The organism is Pedobacter jeongneungensis, from assembly GCF_000633455.1.
Taxonomy (GTDB): Bacteria; Bacteroidota; Bacteroidia; order Sphingobacteriales; family Sphingobacteriaceae; genus Pedobacter; species Pedobacter jeongneungensis_A.
Genome location: NZ_AYMG01000014.1, coordinates 117,164 through 134,689, shown reverse-complemented (window position 1 = coordinate 134,689; position 17,526 = coordinate 117,164). Strand labels below are relative to the sequence as shown.

The 17,526-nt window shown below is 37.7% G+C and carries 16 protein-coding genes; all 16 read right to left on the bottom strand.

Annotation, left to right across the window (positions count from 1 at the left end):
* On the bottom strand, nucleotides 1-3,582 hold the full coding sequence (locus tag U859_RS0114420) for a SusC/RagA family TonB-linked outer membrane protein (RefSeq protein ID WP_025144065.1): 3,582 nt from the start codon (nucleotides 3,580-3,582) through the stop codon (nucleotides 1-3).
* 37 nt (nucleotides 3,583-3,619) lie between these two features.
* Nucleotides 3,620-4,585 carry a FecR family protein gene (locus tag U859_RS0114415; protein WP_025144064.1) on the bottom strand — a complete coding sequence of 322 codons (966 nt, stop codon included), beginning with the start codon at nucleotides 4,583-4,585 and terminating at the stop codon, nucleotides 3,620-3,622.
* Nucleotides 4,586-4,696: 111 nt separating this feature from the next.
* Nucleotides 4,697-5,299: an RNA polymerase sigma-70 factor gene (locus U859_RS0114410; RefSeq protein WP_025144063.1), complete on the bottom strand. Its 603-nt coding sequence runs from the start codon at nucleotides 5,297-5,299 to the stop codon at nucleotides 4,697-4,699.
* Between the two features lie 102 nt (nucleotides 5,300-5,401).
* On the bottom strand, nucleotides 5,402-5,944 hold the full coding sequence (locus U859_RS0114405; protein ID WP_025144062.1) for a DUF420 domain-containing protein: 543 nt from the start codon (nucleotides 5,942-5,944) through the stop codon (nucleotides 5,402-5,404).
* 70 nt (nucleotides 5,945-6,014) lie between these two features.
* Nucleotides 6,015-6,710: an SCO family protein gene (locus U859_RS0114400; RefSeq protein ID WP_025144061.1), complete on the bottom strand. Its 696-nt coding sequence runs from the start codon at nucleotides 6,708-6,710 to the stop codon at nucleotides 6,015-6,017.
* Nucleotides 6,710-7,063 carry a cytochrome C oxidase subunit IV family protein gene (locus U859_RS0114395; RefSeq protein WP_025144060.1) on the bottom strand — a complete coding sequence of 118 codons (354 nt, stop codon included), beginning with the start codon at nucleotides 7,061-7,063 and terminating at the stop codon, nucleotides 6,710-6,712. The genes U859_RS0114400 and U859_RS0114395 overlap by 1 nt, the downstream gene beginning before the upstream one ends.
* A gap of 25 nt (nucleotides 7,064-7,088) precedes the next feature.
* On the bottom strand, nucleotides 7,089-7,796 hold the full coding sequence (locus tag U859_RS0114390; protein ID WP_025144059.1) for a cytochrome c oxidase subunit 3: 708 nt from the start codon (nucleotides 7,794-7,796) through the stop codon (nucleotides 7,089-7,091).
* 31 nt (nucleotides 7,797-7,827) lie between these two features.
* On the bottom strand, nucleotides 7,828-8,394 hold the full coding sequence (locus tag U859_RS0114385) for a heme-copper oxidase subunit III (protein WP_084153072.1): 567 nt from the start codon (nucleotides 8,392-8,394) through the stop codon (nucleotides 7,828-7,830).
* Between the two features lie 15 nt (nucleotides 8,395-8,409).
* Complete coding sequence (gene cyoE, locus U859_RS0114380) at nucleotides 8,410-9,318, bottom strand: heme o synthase (RefSeq protein ID WP_025144057.1); 909 nt, start codon at nucleotides 9,316-9,318, stop codon at nucleotides 8,410-8,412.
* Nucleotides 9,319-9,330: 12 nt separating this feature from the next.
* Nucleotides 9,331-10,389, bottom strand: coding sequence for a COX15/CtaA family protein (locus tag U859_RS0114375; protein WP_025144056.1), 1,059 nt, complete (start codon nucleotides 10,387-10,389; stop codon nucleotides 9,331-9,333).
* Nucleotides 10,390-10,472: 83 nt separating this feature from the next.
* On the bottom strand, nucleotides 10,473-12,353 hold the full coding sequence (locus U859_RS0114370; RefSeq protein ID WP_025144055.1) for a cbb3-type cytochrome c oxidase subunit I: 1,881 nt from the start codon (nucleotides 12,351-12,353) through the stop codon (nucleotides 10,473-10,475).
* Nucleotides 12,354-12,376: 23 nt separating this feature from the next.
* Nucleotides 12,377-13,609, bottom strand: coding sequence for a cytochrome c oxidase subunit II (locus U859_RS0114365; protein ID WP_025144054.1), 1,233 nt, complete (start codon nucleotides 13,607-13,609; stop codon nucleotides 12,377-12,379).
* A 69-nt stretch (nucleotides 13,610-13,678) separates the two neighbouring features.
* Entirely contained in the window at nucleotides 13,679-14,902 is a 1,224-nt protein-coding gene (locus tag U859_RS0114360) for a hypothetical protein (RefSeq protein ID WP_025144053.1), read from the bottom strand.
* 16 nt (nucleotides 14,903-14,918) lie between these two features.
* Entirely contained in the window at nucleotides 14,919-15,524 is a 606-nt protein-coding gene (locus U859_RS0114355) for a c-type cytochrome (RefSeq protein WP_025144052.1), read from the bottom strand.
* Entirely contained in the window at nucleotides 15,496-16,032 is a 537-nt protein-coding gene (locus U859_RS0114350) for a DUF3341 domain-containing protein (protein WP_025144051.1), read from the bottom strand. Before U859_RS0114350 ends, U859_RS0114355 begins: the two co-directional genes overlap by 29 nt.
* A gap of 2 nt (nucleotides 16,033-16,034) precedes the next feature.
* The gene (nrfD, locus tag U859_RS0114345; protein WP_025144050.1) at nucleotides 16,035-17,507 is read right to left on the bottom strand and encodes an NrfD/PsrC family molybdoenzyme membrane anchor subunit; all 1,473 of its coding nucleotides are present in this window, start codon (nucleotides 17,505-17,507) and stop codon (nucleotides 16,035-16,037) included.
* Nucleotides 17,508-17,526 lie beyond the last annotated feature (19 nt).

The following is a 17,526-nucleotide window of genomic DNA, read 5'->3' as shown; positions in this document are numbered from 1 at the left end:
TTAAAGTCCTAATTTTAAGGTTAGCGTATATTGTTTTGCTAAAGGCAATGCTACACCACCTGAATTTACAAACTCGGGATCTTGCCCGTTTAACTTCTTATCTGCATAAATTAGCCACAGGTTAGAAACGTTAAACCTCAAACTTGCTGAAGCCACTTTTACACGGGCCAAGAAGGCCTTAGGTAGCTGATAAGTAAGTGAAATATCCTTTAACCTTACAAAATCTCCTTTAGCTACTGTAGCAGAAGAATAGTTATAGGCGTTATATGCATAGCCATATTGGCTATTGCTGCGGATAAATCTGGTATCTAAAATTACAGGAATATTGGTTGCATGCTCTTCACCCGGAACAGTCCATGCATCATAAAATTCCCTTGTTGTAGCATCTAAATCTGAATAATCTGTTTTATATACCGGGTTTAAACGTACCACATTACCGAAAGAGTAGGTAATATATGGTGTTAAGCTAAATCCTTTATAAGTAAAAACGTTACCAAAACCACCTAAATCAGTTGGATCCGTTGGTCCTTCATATTTTAAGAAATCAAGGTTTGTTCTGTTTTGGAAATATACACCTGTAACGGTTGTGGTTTGATCTGCATTTGTAAATACAGGTAAACCATCAGCCTGCAAACCAACAAAAGGAATAGAAAATAATGACCTTACGGGATAACCTTTAATGGCAAAGCCGTTACCGGTGATCAGATCGATAACCCGTTGTCTGTTCTCCAGATTGGTAACTTTAGTGGTTGCATGGGTATAATTAAAAGTAGATGTCCACGAGAAATTTGGCGTTTTTATAACTGTACCAGAAAGTGCGATTTCTAAACCGCCCGATTTCATATTGGCAACGTTACCATATTTACTGATCTGTCCACCTAAACCCTGTGTATTTATTGGGCCGATAAGGTCAAACTGTTTTCTTCTATAAAAGTTAACCTCACCGTTTAATCTGTTTTTGAACAAGCCAAAGTTCATTCCTAAGTTTAATTCATACTGTTTTTCGTAAGTTAAAGCAGAGTTTTCTAAATCACTGATCTGTAAACCAGTTTCATTATCCGTTGTACTTGGCCTCCATGGGTTATAACTTTGTATTACCACTAATGAGTTGGTTACATTAGACGGTCCGCGGTCTGCCATTAAACTGTAAGAAGTTCTAAAAGTTAAAGTAGATATAGGTGTATTTAGATCTTTAAAGAAATTTTCTTCACTTGCATTCCATAAACCTCCCACAGACCATGTAGGCATCCATCTTGCTGATGTACTCTTACCTAATCTGTTCGATCCTTCGTACCTGCCGGTTACCTCGATACTATATTTTTCATCGTAGGCATAAGCTGCTTTTCCGAAAAAAGCAATTTCTTTACCTCTGGTATTACCAACTGAATAGTATTGACTATTTTCTTCCTGACCTCTTTTAAAAACGCGGTAATCAACAAATGGAATTTCACCTAAACCATACTGTAAGCCCCAGCCTCTGTACCAGTTGTTGTTTCTTTGGATAGAATTTACTGAAGCACTTGCTTCTACATCAAGTACATGTTTTTCGGCAAATTTATTGTGATACTTGGCATTGGCACGCAGATCGTTTACCAGCGCTTTGTAATCCGTTCTGTTGTAAATACCCCCTGAAGGCAAAATTGATATTGGCACTGCATAAAGAACAGCTGGATCTCTATATAAATATGGGTTACTATCACGTATAACCGTTGTTCCCATTGACCGGTAAGCCATTGCCTGATTAGACTCATCTTTAACGTAATGCTGTTGTGAGGTTTGCTGATACCTTACGCTACCAAAAGCACTTAACTCTACATTTTTAATTGCTTTCCAGTTTAACTGCCCCTGAAACTTAAGTTCGGCAACATTGATATCCATGTAGTTGTTTTCCAACTCTTTTAAGATATTAAACGGCGCATAATTTCTGGTGTAGGTTTCGTTAGGATCAAGCGTTCGCGAACTATTTAAAGCATAGGCGAAAGGATTGATATCAAAGTCTCTTTTAACTAAAGCAGTTACCACGTTGGTAGATTGCCCAAGTGTACCAGGCGCTTTTTGAATCCTGTAATTACCTGTTGTTAAAATGTTGATCTTAAGTTTATCAGATATGTTATATGTTGCATTTAAATTAGCGGTATATCTTTTTACCTGCGATTGTTTAGACCAGCCTGGATCGGTAAGCGCACTTACCGAAGCGTAATACTGAGATTTATCCGTACCCGAAGTAATACTTAACGAATGGTTCTGCATAATATCAGTGCTGAACAATTGATCAAACCAGTTCGTATTTCTGTATTCTGCCTCTCTTAAATAAGCGTTACGTGCTTCTTCAGTATTTAACAACTGACCTGAGTTTATCAACTGGTACATTTTTCCATACACCCCGCTCGAAGAAGCGTTTGAAACATCTGACAAATTTAATGCCCCTCTCTGGAAGAGCTGTTGGTACACGCCCATTTGCTCTTGTGAGTTCATGATGTTAAATGTGTTGTAAGAAGGAATGGCTCTTGAAGTAAGTTCAGCTACGTAATTAAGTGAACTGTAGCCTGCACGTCCTCTTTTAGTGGTGATTACAATTACCCCGGCTTTAGCCCTCGCACCATAAATAGAGGTTGCTGAACCATCTTTTAACACCTGAAATGATTCGATATCGTTAGCATTTATTCCACCTACAGCAGAACTGATTAAGGTAAGTGCGTCGCCACTTGAAAGATCATCGGCAGAAACATCAGCCACATCTTCTAAAATAGCTCCATCTACTACCCATAAAGGTTTCGAACTGCCATAAATTGAAGTTGCACCACGCACCCTGATTTTAGGGGCTGTTCCAAATGTTCCGGTGGTATTTTGTACACTCACACCGGCTACCCTACCCTCAAGCATTCTACTTGGATCGGGCAAACCGCCAAGTTCGGCATCTTTAACAGAGATCTTAGTAGTTGCTCCCGTAAAGGTTTTTCTATCCACTGTACCTCCAATACCGGTAACAACAACATCTTTTAATTGTCCGGCATCATCCTCAATTAATACATCGATCGTTGTTCTGCCGTTAACTGCAACTTCTACTGTTTTGTAGCCAACAGATGAAAAAACAAGTGTTGCACCGTCTTTTACCCTGATCTGATATTCGCCGGATGAGTTCGTTGAAACAGCATTTGCTAAACCTTTTTCACGAACACTTACGCCAGGCATAGTAGCGTTATCTTTTTTATCCCTAACATGGCCTTTAACAGTTATCTCTTTTACTTTAGATACCGATGGCTGAATTTTAAGAATAACCTGACTACCTACCCTGGTGTAGCCAATGTTCTTTTGTTTTAATTGATCAAGTGATTCTTGTAATGAGCTTAGTTTAGATGGTACGTCCAAAATCATCATTTTACTGATTTCAGATGCATCGTACACAAAACTTAGCTTGTAAGCTTGCTCTATCTTTTTCAGATAGTTTTCTAATCTTTCGGGTTGCAATTTAGCTTGCTGAGCATCAGCTTTGGCCAAAACACTCCAAAAAATCGCACAGATAAGCGTGACCATTCGGCCCCAACTTAGCACAGCATTTCTTTTGTAGAAATTTCTCTCCATAGTTTGGTTGTTTGATATTAAGTTAATTGGTTTAATTTTAAGGCGTTTTAAGGACTAGTTGGGTCCCCTCTTTTCGAATTTTTATATCATAGGTTTCTTGTAAAACCTTTAAAATGTCTTTTAAGTCTTCATTCTTAAAAGTTGCATTAAACTTCTTGTTAATGCGTTTACCTGGATCGAAGGTGATTTCTACACCGTAGCAAGCCGAAAGCTGTTTACAAACTTCTTCCAATGGCGTATCTACAAATATTAACTCTTTTGTGATCCACGAATCTGAATTTTGAGATAGCCTTGCTACAAATTGTTTTTGACTAATGTTATAAGATAATCCTTGTCCGGCAGATAGAATGGATGAAACGGCATCTTTATATGGCAAAAATAGTACACGGCCGGTTTTCACATCAAGATCGATTTTTGATTTTGAAAAGATCAGATTAAAAGAGGTACCCAGAACGCTTACCCTCGACTCGCCCATATTTACACGAAATGCATGTTTTGGATCTTTCGAAATCAGGAAAAAAGCTCTTCCTTTATCTAAGCTAACATCCCTGGTTTTTTCCAGGAATTTACTAGGGTATTTGATCACACTGTTCTCAGCTAAAATGATTTTAGACCCATCAACCAACGAAATTGTATCTGTTTGTCCAACACCGGTTTTAACCGTAACCAATTCAGCCCTTGTTTTAGTATTAAAAAAGATTAATCCGGCACCTGCTATAAAAATACCTGCAGCAACTCCACTCAACCATTTGGTAAGGCTTGATGAACGCGATGATACAGCTTTTAAAGAAAACTTGAAATTCTTTTCCGCATCTTTAACTTTAAGCAGATCAAGCCTGGATGATTTAGATGAAAGTTGCCAAATCCTCTCCACTTCTTTAAAATGAAGTTCATTTTCTGGAGATTCTGCTCTGTAAGAAGTTATTTCAGCATGAAGTGATTCATCCTGAGGATTGTTTAAATACCGAACAATTAAGTTCAGGTATTCGGGATAGTTATGCATTAGTTAGTTTGGTTTGTTAGTAGGTAGACAAATAAAAAACCAAAAACCCCTAGTGTTCTATCAAAAAAAAATAAAATAATTTAAAATAAAACTAAAATTGGCTTTAAAAGATCAATAAAGGAAGATATTTACCAAAAGCAAATAGCCCTTACCTTTCCGATTTAGATTTTCATCGTTCATAAACCGCTCTCTAAGAATTTTGAGTGCATTACCGATGTGATTTTCAACTGTTTTTTCAGAAATACCCAATTGCGATGCTATTTCTTTATATTTCAAATGCTCAAAGCGGCTTAACTTAAACACTTTTCTACATTGAACAGGTAATCGTTCTATTTCTGAATGGAGCAAAACAATCATTTCATTCTCATCGTCCAGATCCCTGACATATTCATCAGAAAATTCGGCTACTAATTTTAAATGATGCAGCTCTATGTTTTTCTGACGGTTTACATAATTAATAGAGGCATTAATTACCGACTTATACAGGTAAGACTTTATTGATTTTACTTCAGAAATATGATAGGGGTTTTCCCAAATTTTAAGAAAAATATCCTGTACAATTTCCTCTGTGACAAAAACATCTTTAACATATTTATCACTAGCCAACAGGAGTTTCTGAAAATATGAGCTATAAAATTGAGTAAAAACCGATGTTCGATTCTTTTCAATTATTTCAATCAAATGTTGCCCCGATTCTATATCTAAAACATCCATCAAAAAATCTGATTAAAGAGTTTTGACTTCAATATTACAAATTAATGGGTGAAAATGTGGGGTAAATAAAGATTTTTAACAATAAAACAGTGATAGAACTGGCTAATACTGATAATATGGCGAAATCATCAGGTAAACTACTACTCCGGTTACGGCTACATAAAGCCAAAGCGGGAAGGTAATTCTTGCAATTTTTCTGTGGCGATCGAAACGCTGTGCCAATGCCCTTACATAAGTAACCAACACCAAAGGAATAATGGCAATAGAGAGCAATATGTGTGTTAGCAGGATAAAGAAATATACATACTTAATAGCCCCTTCTCCTCCAAATTTGGTAGATGGGGTGGTCATGTGGTAAGCAATATACATCACCAAAAACAACAAAGAACAACCAATTGCTGTTTTCATTAAATTTTGGTGCAGGGTTATTTTACCATTTTTAATTGCCCATACTGCAACTATCAATAATACCGCAGTTATACCATTAATGGTAGCGTATATAGGTGGCAGAAAAGGAAGCGTTGGTGCATTGATACCCAAATCTTTTAGCTTTACCACAAACAAAAATGCAACTGCAACAGGAATAAAAATGGAAAGGATGATGATCCATTTGCTATACTTTTTCTCAATCGGGCTATTTTCCATGAGTATTTTTTATCTCTTTATACTTTTATTAAATGTGTTCGACTGCAGACTCCAGACTTATGACTAAAGACTATCTACCATCCTTAACGTTTCTTAAATACTCTGCTATAAGTACTTTTATTTCGTCTTCCAACTTAGCATTAGCTTCGGCATTGTCTGCGTCATACAAGCCACGTATGCGGTGAAGGTTGTCGATCAGTACAATTTTGTTACTAAAAATGAAAGTTGGTTTCTCTTTGGTATCATCCTCTATCACATCAAGCAATAAGCCTTGTTTAATCAGCGGATAGGTTTGAGCAGTATCTCCTGCTAAGAAATCCCACTTGCCTTCCTTTGCTTTAAAACCAGCCGCAAAGTCTTTTATTTTATTTTTATCAGCAGGATCTACAGATAAGCTTAAAAACTTCACCAAAGGTTTCTGTTCGTAACCATCAGAAAGTTGTTTAATATATCTACTGGTTTGCTGACCACTTGCGCCAGTATAAAACAGATTAAGTACAACAATCTTATTCTCCAGTGTTTTCCATGTTACGGTATCATTCTGCTGATTGATGAACTTAAAATCAGGAACCTGATGATATATGGTATCCGGGATTTTCTTTCCTTTTACGCTATGGAAAGTGGATGCGACAACCTTTTTACCAAAAACAGGTAAACTTTTATACCTGTTTTTGGCAAAGTGTGGCAATAAGTAAAAAAACAAAAATCCCGGTATAGCTAAAATGCTTACCAGGATTATTACCTTTTTTATAGGGCTTCTTTTCATTAATGGTTCATCATATGGATGTTTAAAAACCCACCTTCTGTTAACATTAAAACAATAAAGTAAATAATGAAAATAAATGATACCGTTAATGCAAGCTGTAAGCCTAATTTCTCATATTTTAAGTGCATAAAATAGGCTACAATATAGAAAGCTTTTACCAACGTTAAAGCAATATAAATATAGTTACCTACATGCTGAGGAATATGTCCTCCAGGAATAGCCCACAATGCAATAATAAATTCGATTGCAGTGATTAAAGTTAAAATACCTGCTACTTTCCAGATTTTTGCTTTATCCATTCCAGCATGTTCGCCATGCTCGTGTCCTTCTTCTAAATGTGAATGTTCTGACATGTTAAATATTTTTATAAATTGAAAATTAAACCAAATAGAAGAATGTAAATACAAACACCCATACTAAATCTACAAAGTGCCAGTATAAACCAACTTTTTCTACCATTAAATAATGGCCTCTTTTTTCGAAAGTTCCGTTAATCGTCATGATTAAAATAATCACATTGATCATTACACCACTAAATACGTGGAAACCGTGGAAACCTGTAATGGTAAAGAATAAGTTTGCGAACTGTTGTGCAGCAACTAAAGAAACTGGTCCATCAAATAAGTGTTTCAATTCTTCAGCAGATGGAATCGTTCCCCACCAGAAACCTTCGTGGTGTAAGTGGCTCCATTCTAAAGCCTGACAGCCTAAGAACATAAAACCAAAGATAATGGTAGCTACAAGCCATCCTATTACTTCTTTTTTAGCGCGACGATGCCCGGCTTCAACTGCCATAACCATGGTTACAGAGCTTAAGATGAGGATAAAAGTCATGATACCCACAAAAACTAATGGTGCACCTGTATCTTTAATACCAGGGATAGATTGGAAAACCAAATCCGGATCTGGCCATGTTAATTTAGAAAAACGCTGAGCGCCGTAGTAGATCAATAAAGATGAAAAGGTAAAAGCATCTGACAAAAGGAAAAACCACATCATGATTTTACCATATTCTACCGACCACGGAGAACGACCACCATTCCATGGCCCGGTTTTAACTTGATCTAATTGTGATACTGCATTCATTTGGAAATAGTATAATAGTTTGTTAACAAATTTAACGGTTCAAAAGTAAAAAAACATACAGATATATCCATAATATATCTATAAAATGCCAAAAAATAGAAGCGATTTCCATTCTATACTGGCTTTTAGCGGTAGGGATACTTTTATAACTACCTGCTAATGCATTAATAATAAGGCCAACACCTGCAATAATGTGTAGCAAGTGCATGCCTGATACCACATAAATAAATGAAATTGCGGCATTGTTACCCACTAAGGTTGCCCCTGTTCTAACCATGCTTCCCCATGCATTAAACTGCATTACACCAAAAGCAATGGCCAATATTACGGTAACCCAAAGCAGGTTGCGCTGTAAGCTGAAGTTGAGTTTTCTCAGTGCCCTCGAGGCTAAAAACAAGGTAATACTGCTTGCTATAATCACTAAGCTGGAGTAAATAAATGCATCAGGCAATACTAAACCATGCCCTTTACCTTTAGATGCCGCAAATACCAGATAATAACTGGTAAAGCCCCCAAACATAATGGTAGATGATACTACAAATAGCCAAACAATAAACTTTCTGGGTTTTGGATCAAATGTATCCTGGATTTTTTCCATTGTGATAACCATAAGTTATTTTGCTATAAAATTTAATAATAAGCCCAACTGTACAGCCGGGATGTAAAAAAACGAACAGAACATCACTTTCTTCGCATCGATCAGTTCTCTGTTCATTAAAAGTTTAAACGCCAGCCAGCTAAATATCAATCCTGCTATTAATGATAAACCAGCAATGTAATAACCGCCAAAACCATAAATGGTTGGCAATAAACTCACCGGAATTAAAATCAATGTACTTAAAAAAGTAAGCAAGGCTGATGTTTTATCTCTTTTCTTGGTTGGCAATAATCTGAAACCAGCTTTTTTATAATCGTCATCCAGCACCCAGGCAATGGCCCAAAAGTGAGGAAACTGCCATACAAACTGGATTAAAAATAAGATACCTGCAATGTAATAATCTATTTCGTGAAACATTTCGGCTTTTAAACTACCAAAAGCAGCTAAATAACCGATAAGTGGTGGTAACGCTCCCGGAATGGCACCTACAAAAACAGCAATTGGCGATTTTCTCTTTAATGGCGTATAAGCAAAAGCATATAATAAAATGGAAAATACAGATAATAAACCTGTTTCGAGGTTTAACTTACCGAGTAACCATGTTCCTAAAAATGCCATAAAAACACCTAAGATCAATCCTTGCCCGGTAGTCATTCTACCAGCAGGCATCGGGCGGTCTTTTGTACGCGACATTAATTTATCCAGATCTTTTTCTATAATCTCGTTAAAACAGTTTGCTGCTGCAGTAACCAAAAATCCGCCGGCTATTAAAATCAACCAGTTACCCCAATCAATTGTAGGGATATGACCTCTTCCAACCTGCATTTTCTGTCCGATTAAAAAAGAAATCGACGCCGAAAACACTACCGTAAACGATAGCCTGAATTTGATGAGTTTAGAAAAATCTGAAAGATATTGTTTCAATTTCCTTAAATATTATTGTTTATAGGTACTTGTTCGGTAAACCAATAAGTACAGATAAAACTGTAAACTAAATAACAGCGTTGAGAACAAAATATGTAATGCCTGCGCTGCGGGTGGAAAAGCAATATAAGCTAATGCAAAACCACTTAATAATTGGATCAGGAGCGTAATTAATATAAACCTTGCGGTTAACAATGGTGCTGCTTTACCACTAAAACGATCGATAACCATTTTGTAAACAATCGCATTAGTTATCACCACTAAAATGGCCAGATCCCGGTGATAAGAAAACACAGATCCCACTTTCGAAATCCACGTGGCTTTACTGCCATAAGCAAGTGATTTTGCAATCACATCTACGGCCTCACGCACATCAGTCCCTAAAACGATCTGGATAATGCTGATCACCAGCGTAAAGAACAAAAATCCTTTCAACCATAATATCCGGTACATAATTACCGAAGGCGCCTTATTAAGCTGCTTCGCATAATTATAAGTATAAATGGATATGGCTAAAATAACAAGTGCCAAAAGCATGTGTACCGTTACCACCCACTGAGCCAGATTGGTTGATACCACGATGGATCCTAACCAGCCCTGATATCCTACTACTAATAGGTTAAGAATACTTAATACGATAATCCGCTTGGCCGTTTTGCGATAAGTAAAAGAGTAAACAACTGTTAATAACAAAAATATACCTGCAACTACACCAGCCAATCTGTTTAAATACTCCGTCCAGGTTTTTGTTGGATTAAACTCTTCGGGTACGGTAATGCTCTTATCGTGCCTGATACTATCAGCCAGGGCAACTTTACCCATGCTCTCCAGGTATTTGGCAAACTTTTCATTCTTTTTCAACCTGCCTGCTACATATTTCTCTTTATAATTGGCAGGAAGTTGTGATACATTGGTTGGTGGAATATAACGGTCGAAACATTTAGGCCAATCCGGACAGCCCATGCCCGATCCGGTACTGCGCACAATACCACCGGCAAGTATAACCAATAGTGTAACTATAATGGTTATAAGATTAATTCTAATGAAACGTTGTTCTGATCTACTGACCATATATCTATTAAGATGAAAAGGGTATCCGGATAAGCAGAAACTTAATCAGATACCCCTTTTAAAACTTTTATTTTAAGCTTAAACTAGCCTTTGTTTTCTGCAACAGGATTAGCTAATTCCCAGTCTTGCTGAATTTTTTCTGCTTCTGCATTTCCTTCAAAATCGTGAGGCAAGTTAGAGCTCATGGTTTGAGAGAAAGGAACAGTTTGAGGAATAAAGTCTGCATCATGTCCTGGTTTGCTATAATCGTATGGCCATCTGTAAACTGTTGGGATTTCTCCTGGCCAGTTACCGTGAATGTGCTCAACAGGTGCAGTCCACTCTAATGTATTAGATTCCCATGGGTTTTGAGGTGCTACTTTTCCTTTGAAGATTGAGTAGAAGAAGTTGAACAAGAACGCTACCTGAGCAAGTGCGGCCATAATGGCTGCCCATGTTACAAATACGTTCACGGTTAACCATTTTTTCATAAACTCAAACTCAGTAAATGCATAGTAACGACGTGGTACACCATCTAAACCTAAGAAGTGAAGCGGGAAGAATACCAGGTAAGCTGCGATGAAAGTTAACCAGAAGTGTAAGTAACCTAATTTAGCGTTCATCATTTTACCGAACATTCTAGGGAACCAGTGATAAACACCTGCAAGCATACCGAAGATTGCTGCAGATCCCATTACCAGGTGGAAGTGGGCAACAACAAAATAAGTATCGTGTAAGTTAATATCTAAAGATGCGTTTCCTAAAAAGATACCGGTTAAACCACCAGAGATAAAGAATGAAACCAAACCAATAGCGAATAACATGGCCGGAGTGAAACGGATGTTACCACGCCATAATGTTGCTAAATAGTTAAAGGTTTTTACTGCCGATGGTACCGCAATGATTAACGTGGTAATCATAAACACACCACCCAACAACGGGTTCATACCCGTTACAAACATGTGGTGACCCCAAACGATGAATGATAATACGGTAATACCAATTAAAGAGTAAACCATCGCGTGGTAACCGAAGATCGGTTTACGTGAGTTTACAGAAATAACCTCAGATGAGATACCCAATGCCGGCATAATTACAATGTATACCTCAGGGTGACCTAAGAACCAAAATAAGTGTTGCCATAAAATTGGAGAACCACCTTCGTTTGGTAAAATATCAGTACCCATTACGATATCTGATAAGTAGAAACTTGTTCCAAAGCTACGGTCGAATACCATCAATACCACACCAGCTACAAGAACAGGGAATGATAAGATACCTAAAATAGCGGTTAAGAAGAAAGCCCAGATGGTTAATGGCATTTTCCAAAGGTCCATACCTTTAGTACGCATGTTCAAGATTGTACTTACATAGTTGATACCACCCATTAGTGATGACGCTACGAAAAGTACCATACTTATTAACCATAAGGTCATACCCATTCCAGATCCTGGCATTGCCTTCGCAACAACAGATAGCGGCGGATAAACCGTCCAGCCACCAGATGCAGGCCCTGTTTGGATAAAGAACGATGACATCATGATCACACAAGCCATAAAGAAGAACCAGTATGAAAGCATGTTTAAGAATGGCGAAGCCATATCTCTTGCACCAATTTGAAGCGGGATCAGTAAGTTACTAAAGGTACCACTTAAACCAGCGGTTAGTACAAAGAATACCATGATGGTACCGTGAATGGTTACCAAAGCTAGGTAAAAATCGGGTTTGATACGGCCACCTTCTGCCCATTTACCTAAAAATGTTTCTAAGAATGGGAAGTTTTTATCTGGCCATGCCAATTGAATACGGAATAAAATTGATAAGCCCATTGCAATTACCGCCATAATAATACCGGTAATCAAAAATTGCTTAGCAATCATTTTATGATCCATACTAAAGATATACTTTGAAATCAAAGTCTCTTTATGATGCCCATGATCAGCGTGATCGTGATTGTGTTCGTCGTGTAATGCTATTGTTGACATAATTCGTTCGCTCCTGCTTAATATTATTTATTTAAAGCCATTTGGTTAGTTTTAACAGCTGCTGAATCTGTAGCTGTTGAATCTGCTGCTGCTTTTGCAGGTGCAGGTGCCACTGGCAAATTAAATTGTTTTCTTAAATCGTCGTTTAAGTATGTTTTCTGCTCAGCTATCCAGGTTTTGTACTCGGCTTCAGAAACTACACGTACTACCTTTTGCATGTTGTAGTGACCAGATCCGCAGATTTTAGCACAGAAGAAAAGGTACTTAAAGTTAGGATCGTTAGTTTCCTGCTGCATTTCGGCAGTAGTTTTTGTAGGCGTAAACTCAAAGAAAGTTCTCATACCCGGTACGGTGTTTAACTGTACCCTGAAGTGTGGCATGTAAAAACTGTGAATTACATCTTTACTGGTTAAGATTAATTTTACTGGTTTTCCAACAGGGATTACCATTTCATCAGCCATCTCATCATCACGAGAGTTCAGGTCTTTAAAATCGATACCCAACGGATTGGTAGCAGTAGTTAATTTGTAGTTTTTGTTACCTACCACCCCATCGGCTCCCGGGTAACGGATAGACCATTTAAACTGCTCTGAAGTAACTTCGATCTGCAATGGTTTATTTTTAGGATCTTCAACTTTGAAGAAAATTGATCTCCAGGTTAAGAAACCCATTAATACCAATACGGTTAATACTAAAGCAGGAACGATTGTCCAGATTTTTTCAATTGTATTGTTATGTGGATAGTAGTAAGCTTTTCTTTTAGCAGAGTATTTATAGATATAAGAAAACCCGAATAACAGGATGTGAGTAACCACAAATACGATTGTGGTAATGATTAACGTTAAGTTAAACATTTCATCAATTTTCTTTCCGTGTTCTGATGCTGCAGCAGGAAGCAACATGGCTCCATGCACTGTATATTCCCAATACACACCATATAAACCTACCACTAAAAACAGGGCAAATAAACTCGCATGGATCCTGTTCCAGTTAATACCCAAAGCTTTACCCTGTGCTTCGCGGCTTAATTCGTATACCCTTATTGCTTTACCAATAATTGCAATGAATAAGCATACGGCAAGGAAAACCAGAATATAAAATATTACAGATTTATAAACCTCGCCCATATCAACTTTCGGTGCCGCGGCAGCACCTGCTGCTGCATCTTGCGCAAATACGCTAGTGTTGGCAAAAGCAGTAATCAATACTGCTAAAGCTGCGGTCGTTTTATTCGTTATAAACTTTCTTAAACTCATTTTCTTAAAAGTAGTACGCTGTACTGCTAATTATAATAATAATTAAATATTTGCTCTATCCTATCACCACTATAGCTGATGATGCAAACTTTCTTGTAATAATGGGTGATTCTTTGCAATTAAAGGTTTTTTGCTTAATGCTGTTAAAACCGTAAAGGTAAACAATCCTACGAAACCTATTGCAGTACCAATTTCAACAATACCAAAACCATTATGTCCATCCTCTACCGCTCCTGGCATAATCATCTGGTAATAATCTACCCAGTGACCTAACAATACCACGATGGCAACGAATAATAATTTAGCGTCTGTTCTTTTGTTATCTCTATCCATTAACAATAATACCGGCGCTAAGAAATTCATGGCAAGGTTTAAGAAAAACCAGAATTTGTAATATTCAAAGCGTTTGTAGAAATATACAGTTTCCTCAGGCATGTTTGCATAATAGATTAATAAGAATTGCGCAAACCATACATAAGTCCAGAAGATAGAGAAACCAAAGATAAACTGGCCTAAGTTGTGCAAGTGGCTATTATTAACCCATTGCATGTAACCTGCTCTTCTTAATAAGATAATGATAATGGCAATAGTAGCTAAACTGCTAACCCACATTGCTGCGAAGTTATACCAACCGAACATGGTTGAAAACCAGTGAGCTTCTAATGACATGATGGTATCGAAAGCAAAAATCGGAGTTGTAAAACCGTAAATTACCAGGAAGATACAAGCATTTTTAAAGCTTTTTCTGTAAGAATTTAAACCACCAGCTAAATCTTCGTTGTAAGAAAATTTAACAAATAAGGTAGAAAAGATACTATAAACACCTAAAAACACTACCTGACGGCCTAAAAAGAAAGGTACATTCAGGAACACTGATTTACCAGCAATTAATGAATCGTAGTTGGGGCTGTTTGGATCTGTTAATCCATCAGCATGCCAGTGGTGATATAAGTTGTGTGTGTATAAACCTGCTGAAATTACTACAATAAGTATTACAGCTGCTATAGGCAATGTTTTTGCCATAGCTTGTGGTACACGTAAAATTGATGCAGACCAACCCGCTTGAGCTACATATTGAACAGCAAGGAAAAATGTACCTGACATACATACGCATGCAAAGTAATATGCCATAAGCAACAGGTTGGCAAAAGTACGCTCGTGCATCACTTTATCACCAGCTAAGAAACCAAAAGCGATAGCGGCAACACCTAGAGCGATACCAACTATACTTAATGTTTTTACTTTACCTGTAAACTCAAACTGTTCACTAAAATTAATATTGTGAGTTCCCATTTATATTCTGCTTTACTTATTGTTGTTTTTGTAATTCCTGAACATACATCACCACTTTCCAACGATCTATTGGCGTGATTTGTGAAGCATGCGAACCCATGTTATTTACACCGTATGTAATGGTGTGGTAGATTTTACCAGCGGTAAGCGCTTTCATATCTCCACCTCTTGATGAACTTCCTGAGAAGTACGAAGGCACACCACTAAATTTCTCAATTTTAACCAGGTGTCCTTGTCCATCGCCTTTTTCTCCATGGCAAGGGCTACAGAAAACTTTGAACAGGTGTTGTCCCTGAGCTAAATTGATCGTATCAACTGGTAAAGGGTTAACCATGCTTACCCCTGCCGCTTCGTATCCTTCTTTTGTATTAGGAAACTCATCATACTCGGTAAAGCCTACCGGTTTAGTATGTGCAGGTGGCAACTGTGCAGTTTTACCATCTTTAAAATTCTTATTTGGCTGATCCGGATTGTAAGCAATCGGATCATACATGTTTCTGGCATATTCTAAGCCAGTACTGCGCTTATCTTTACAAGCAGAAAAGGTAGCTGCAAAAGCGATAGCTAAAAACGCCGTGTAAACAAATTTATTCTTATTCATAGCTAATGTACTTCCTTTCATTATACTTTACTTCTAAAGCACCTGCATCTTTTAATAATCCATCAATTACAGTGTGCGCTGCATTGTCTTTTGCATCAACTGCAATCACAAAGCGGTCATCAGTAGCTCTTAAATCCATCACGCGTGGTGCTCTTCCCGGAAATAAGTGTGTAGATGCATAATAAGTTAACACCATACCAAAAGCACAGAATAATACTGTAAGCTCGAACATTATCGGAATAAAATCCGGCAATGCAAATGATGGTTTACCACCTATGTTTACTCTCCAATCGATTACTGCGCAGAAATAAATCAAAGCGAATGCACAGCAAGTACCGGTAATACCAAAGCAAAAAGCTGCGATATCGATTCTAGATCTTTTAATTCCTAATTTGGCTTCTATTCCGTGTATAGGCATTGGAGTATATACATCAAAAATGCTGATGTTATTTTCCTGAAGTTTTTCGATGCCGTGCATCATTTCATCAGGATCGCCAAAGCTGCCTAAAATATATTTGATATCACTCATTGTTATATTTTTGCGTAATCTTCTTGTTTAACACTATCAAATTTTTCTAAAGACTCTATGTACTCAGCTACATATTCTTTATTCTCATGTCCTTCTTTAATCTGTTTCATTTTAGCTTGCTCACTTGCAGATTTCAATAATAATTTAACCTCTGCGATAGCGATTGATGGCAATACCCTTAAGAATAATAAGAATAAAGTAAAGAAGAGACCAATTGAACCTACGAATACACTGATATCAACCCAGGTTGGGTAGAACATTGCCCAGCTTGAAGGAATATAATCGCGGTGTAATGAAGTAACGATAATTACAAAACGCTCGAACCACATACCAATGTTTACTACGATAGACAGGATCCAGGTAGCACGGATGCTTAAACGGATTTTCTTAAACCATAATAACTGTGGAGAGATTACGTTACAAGTCATCATCATCCAGTATGCCCACCAGTATGGACCGGTTGAACGGTTAACGAATGCGTATGATTCATATTCAGAACCTGAATACCATGCAATGAAAAACTCAGTTAAATAAGCCACACCTACGATTGATCCGGTTAAGATGATGATTTTGTTCATCGACTCGATGTGGAACATGGTGATGTAGTTCTCTAAGCCTAATACTTTACGTGCAACCAATAATAAGGTTAATACCATCGCAAAGCCTGAGAAGATCGCACCCGCCACGAAGTATGGAGGGAAGATGGTGGTGTGCCATCCCGGGATTACCGATGTTGCAAAGTCCATTGATACAATGGTGTGTACTGAAAGTACAAGTGGTGTAGAGATACCGGCTAAGATTAACGACACCGCTTCGAAACGTTGCCATGTTTTAACACTTCCACTCCATCCAAAAGAGAAGATAGAATAGATTTTTCTACGTGTGCCCACTGCACGGTCGCGGATGGTAGCAATATCTGGTAATAAACCTGTGTACCAGAATAATAATGATACAGAGAAGTATGTAGAGATTGCAAACATATCCCACACCAATGGTGAGTTAAAGTTTACCCAAAGGGATCCGAACTGGTTTGGCAAAGGTAATACCCAATAAGCTAACCATGGACGGCCCATGTGCGATACTACGTAAGTTGCGGCACAGATTACGGCGAAAATCGTCATCGCCTCTGCCGAACGGTTGATGGAGTTACGCCAGTTCTGACGGAAGAGTAATAGTACTGCTGAAATTAATGTTCCAGCGTGACCGATACCTACCCACCATACGAAACCGGTGATATCCCAAGCCCAACCTACTGTTTTATTTAAGCCCCATGCTCCGATACCGTTCCAAAAGGTGTAGCTTACTGCAACCACCCAAAGTAAAGCACCTAATGAAGCAAAGGTGAAACCAATCCACCAAGCTTTGTTTGGCTTATTTTCTACCGGCATCAAAATATCATCCGTAATTTTAGCATACGTGATATTATCGCCGGTAATTAATGGTTCTCTAAGTATTGATTCGTTATGTCCTGACATAATTTGTATTTTCTTTATG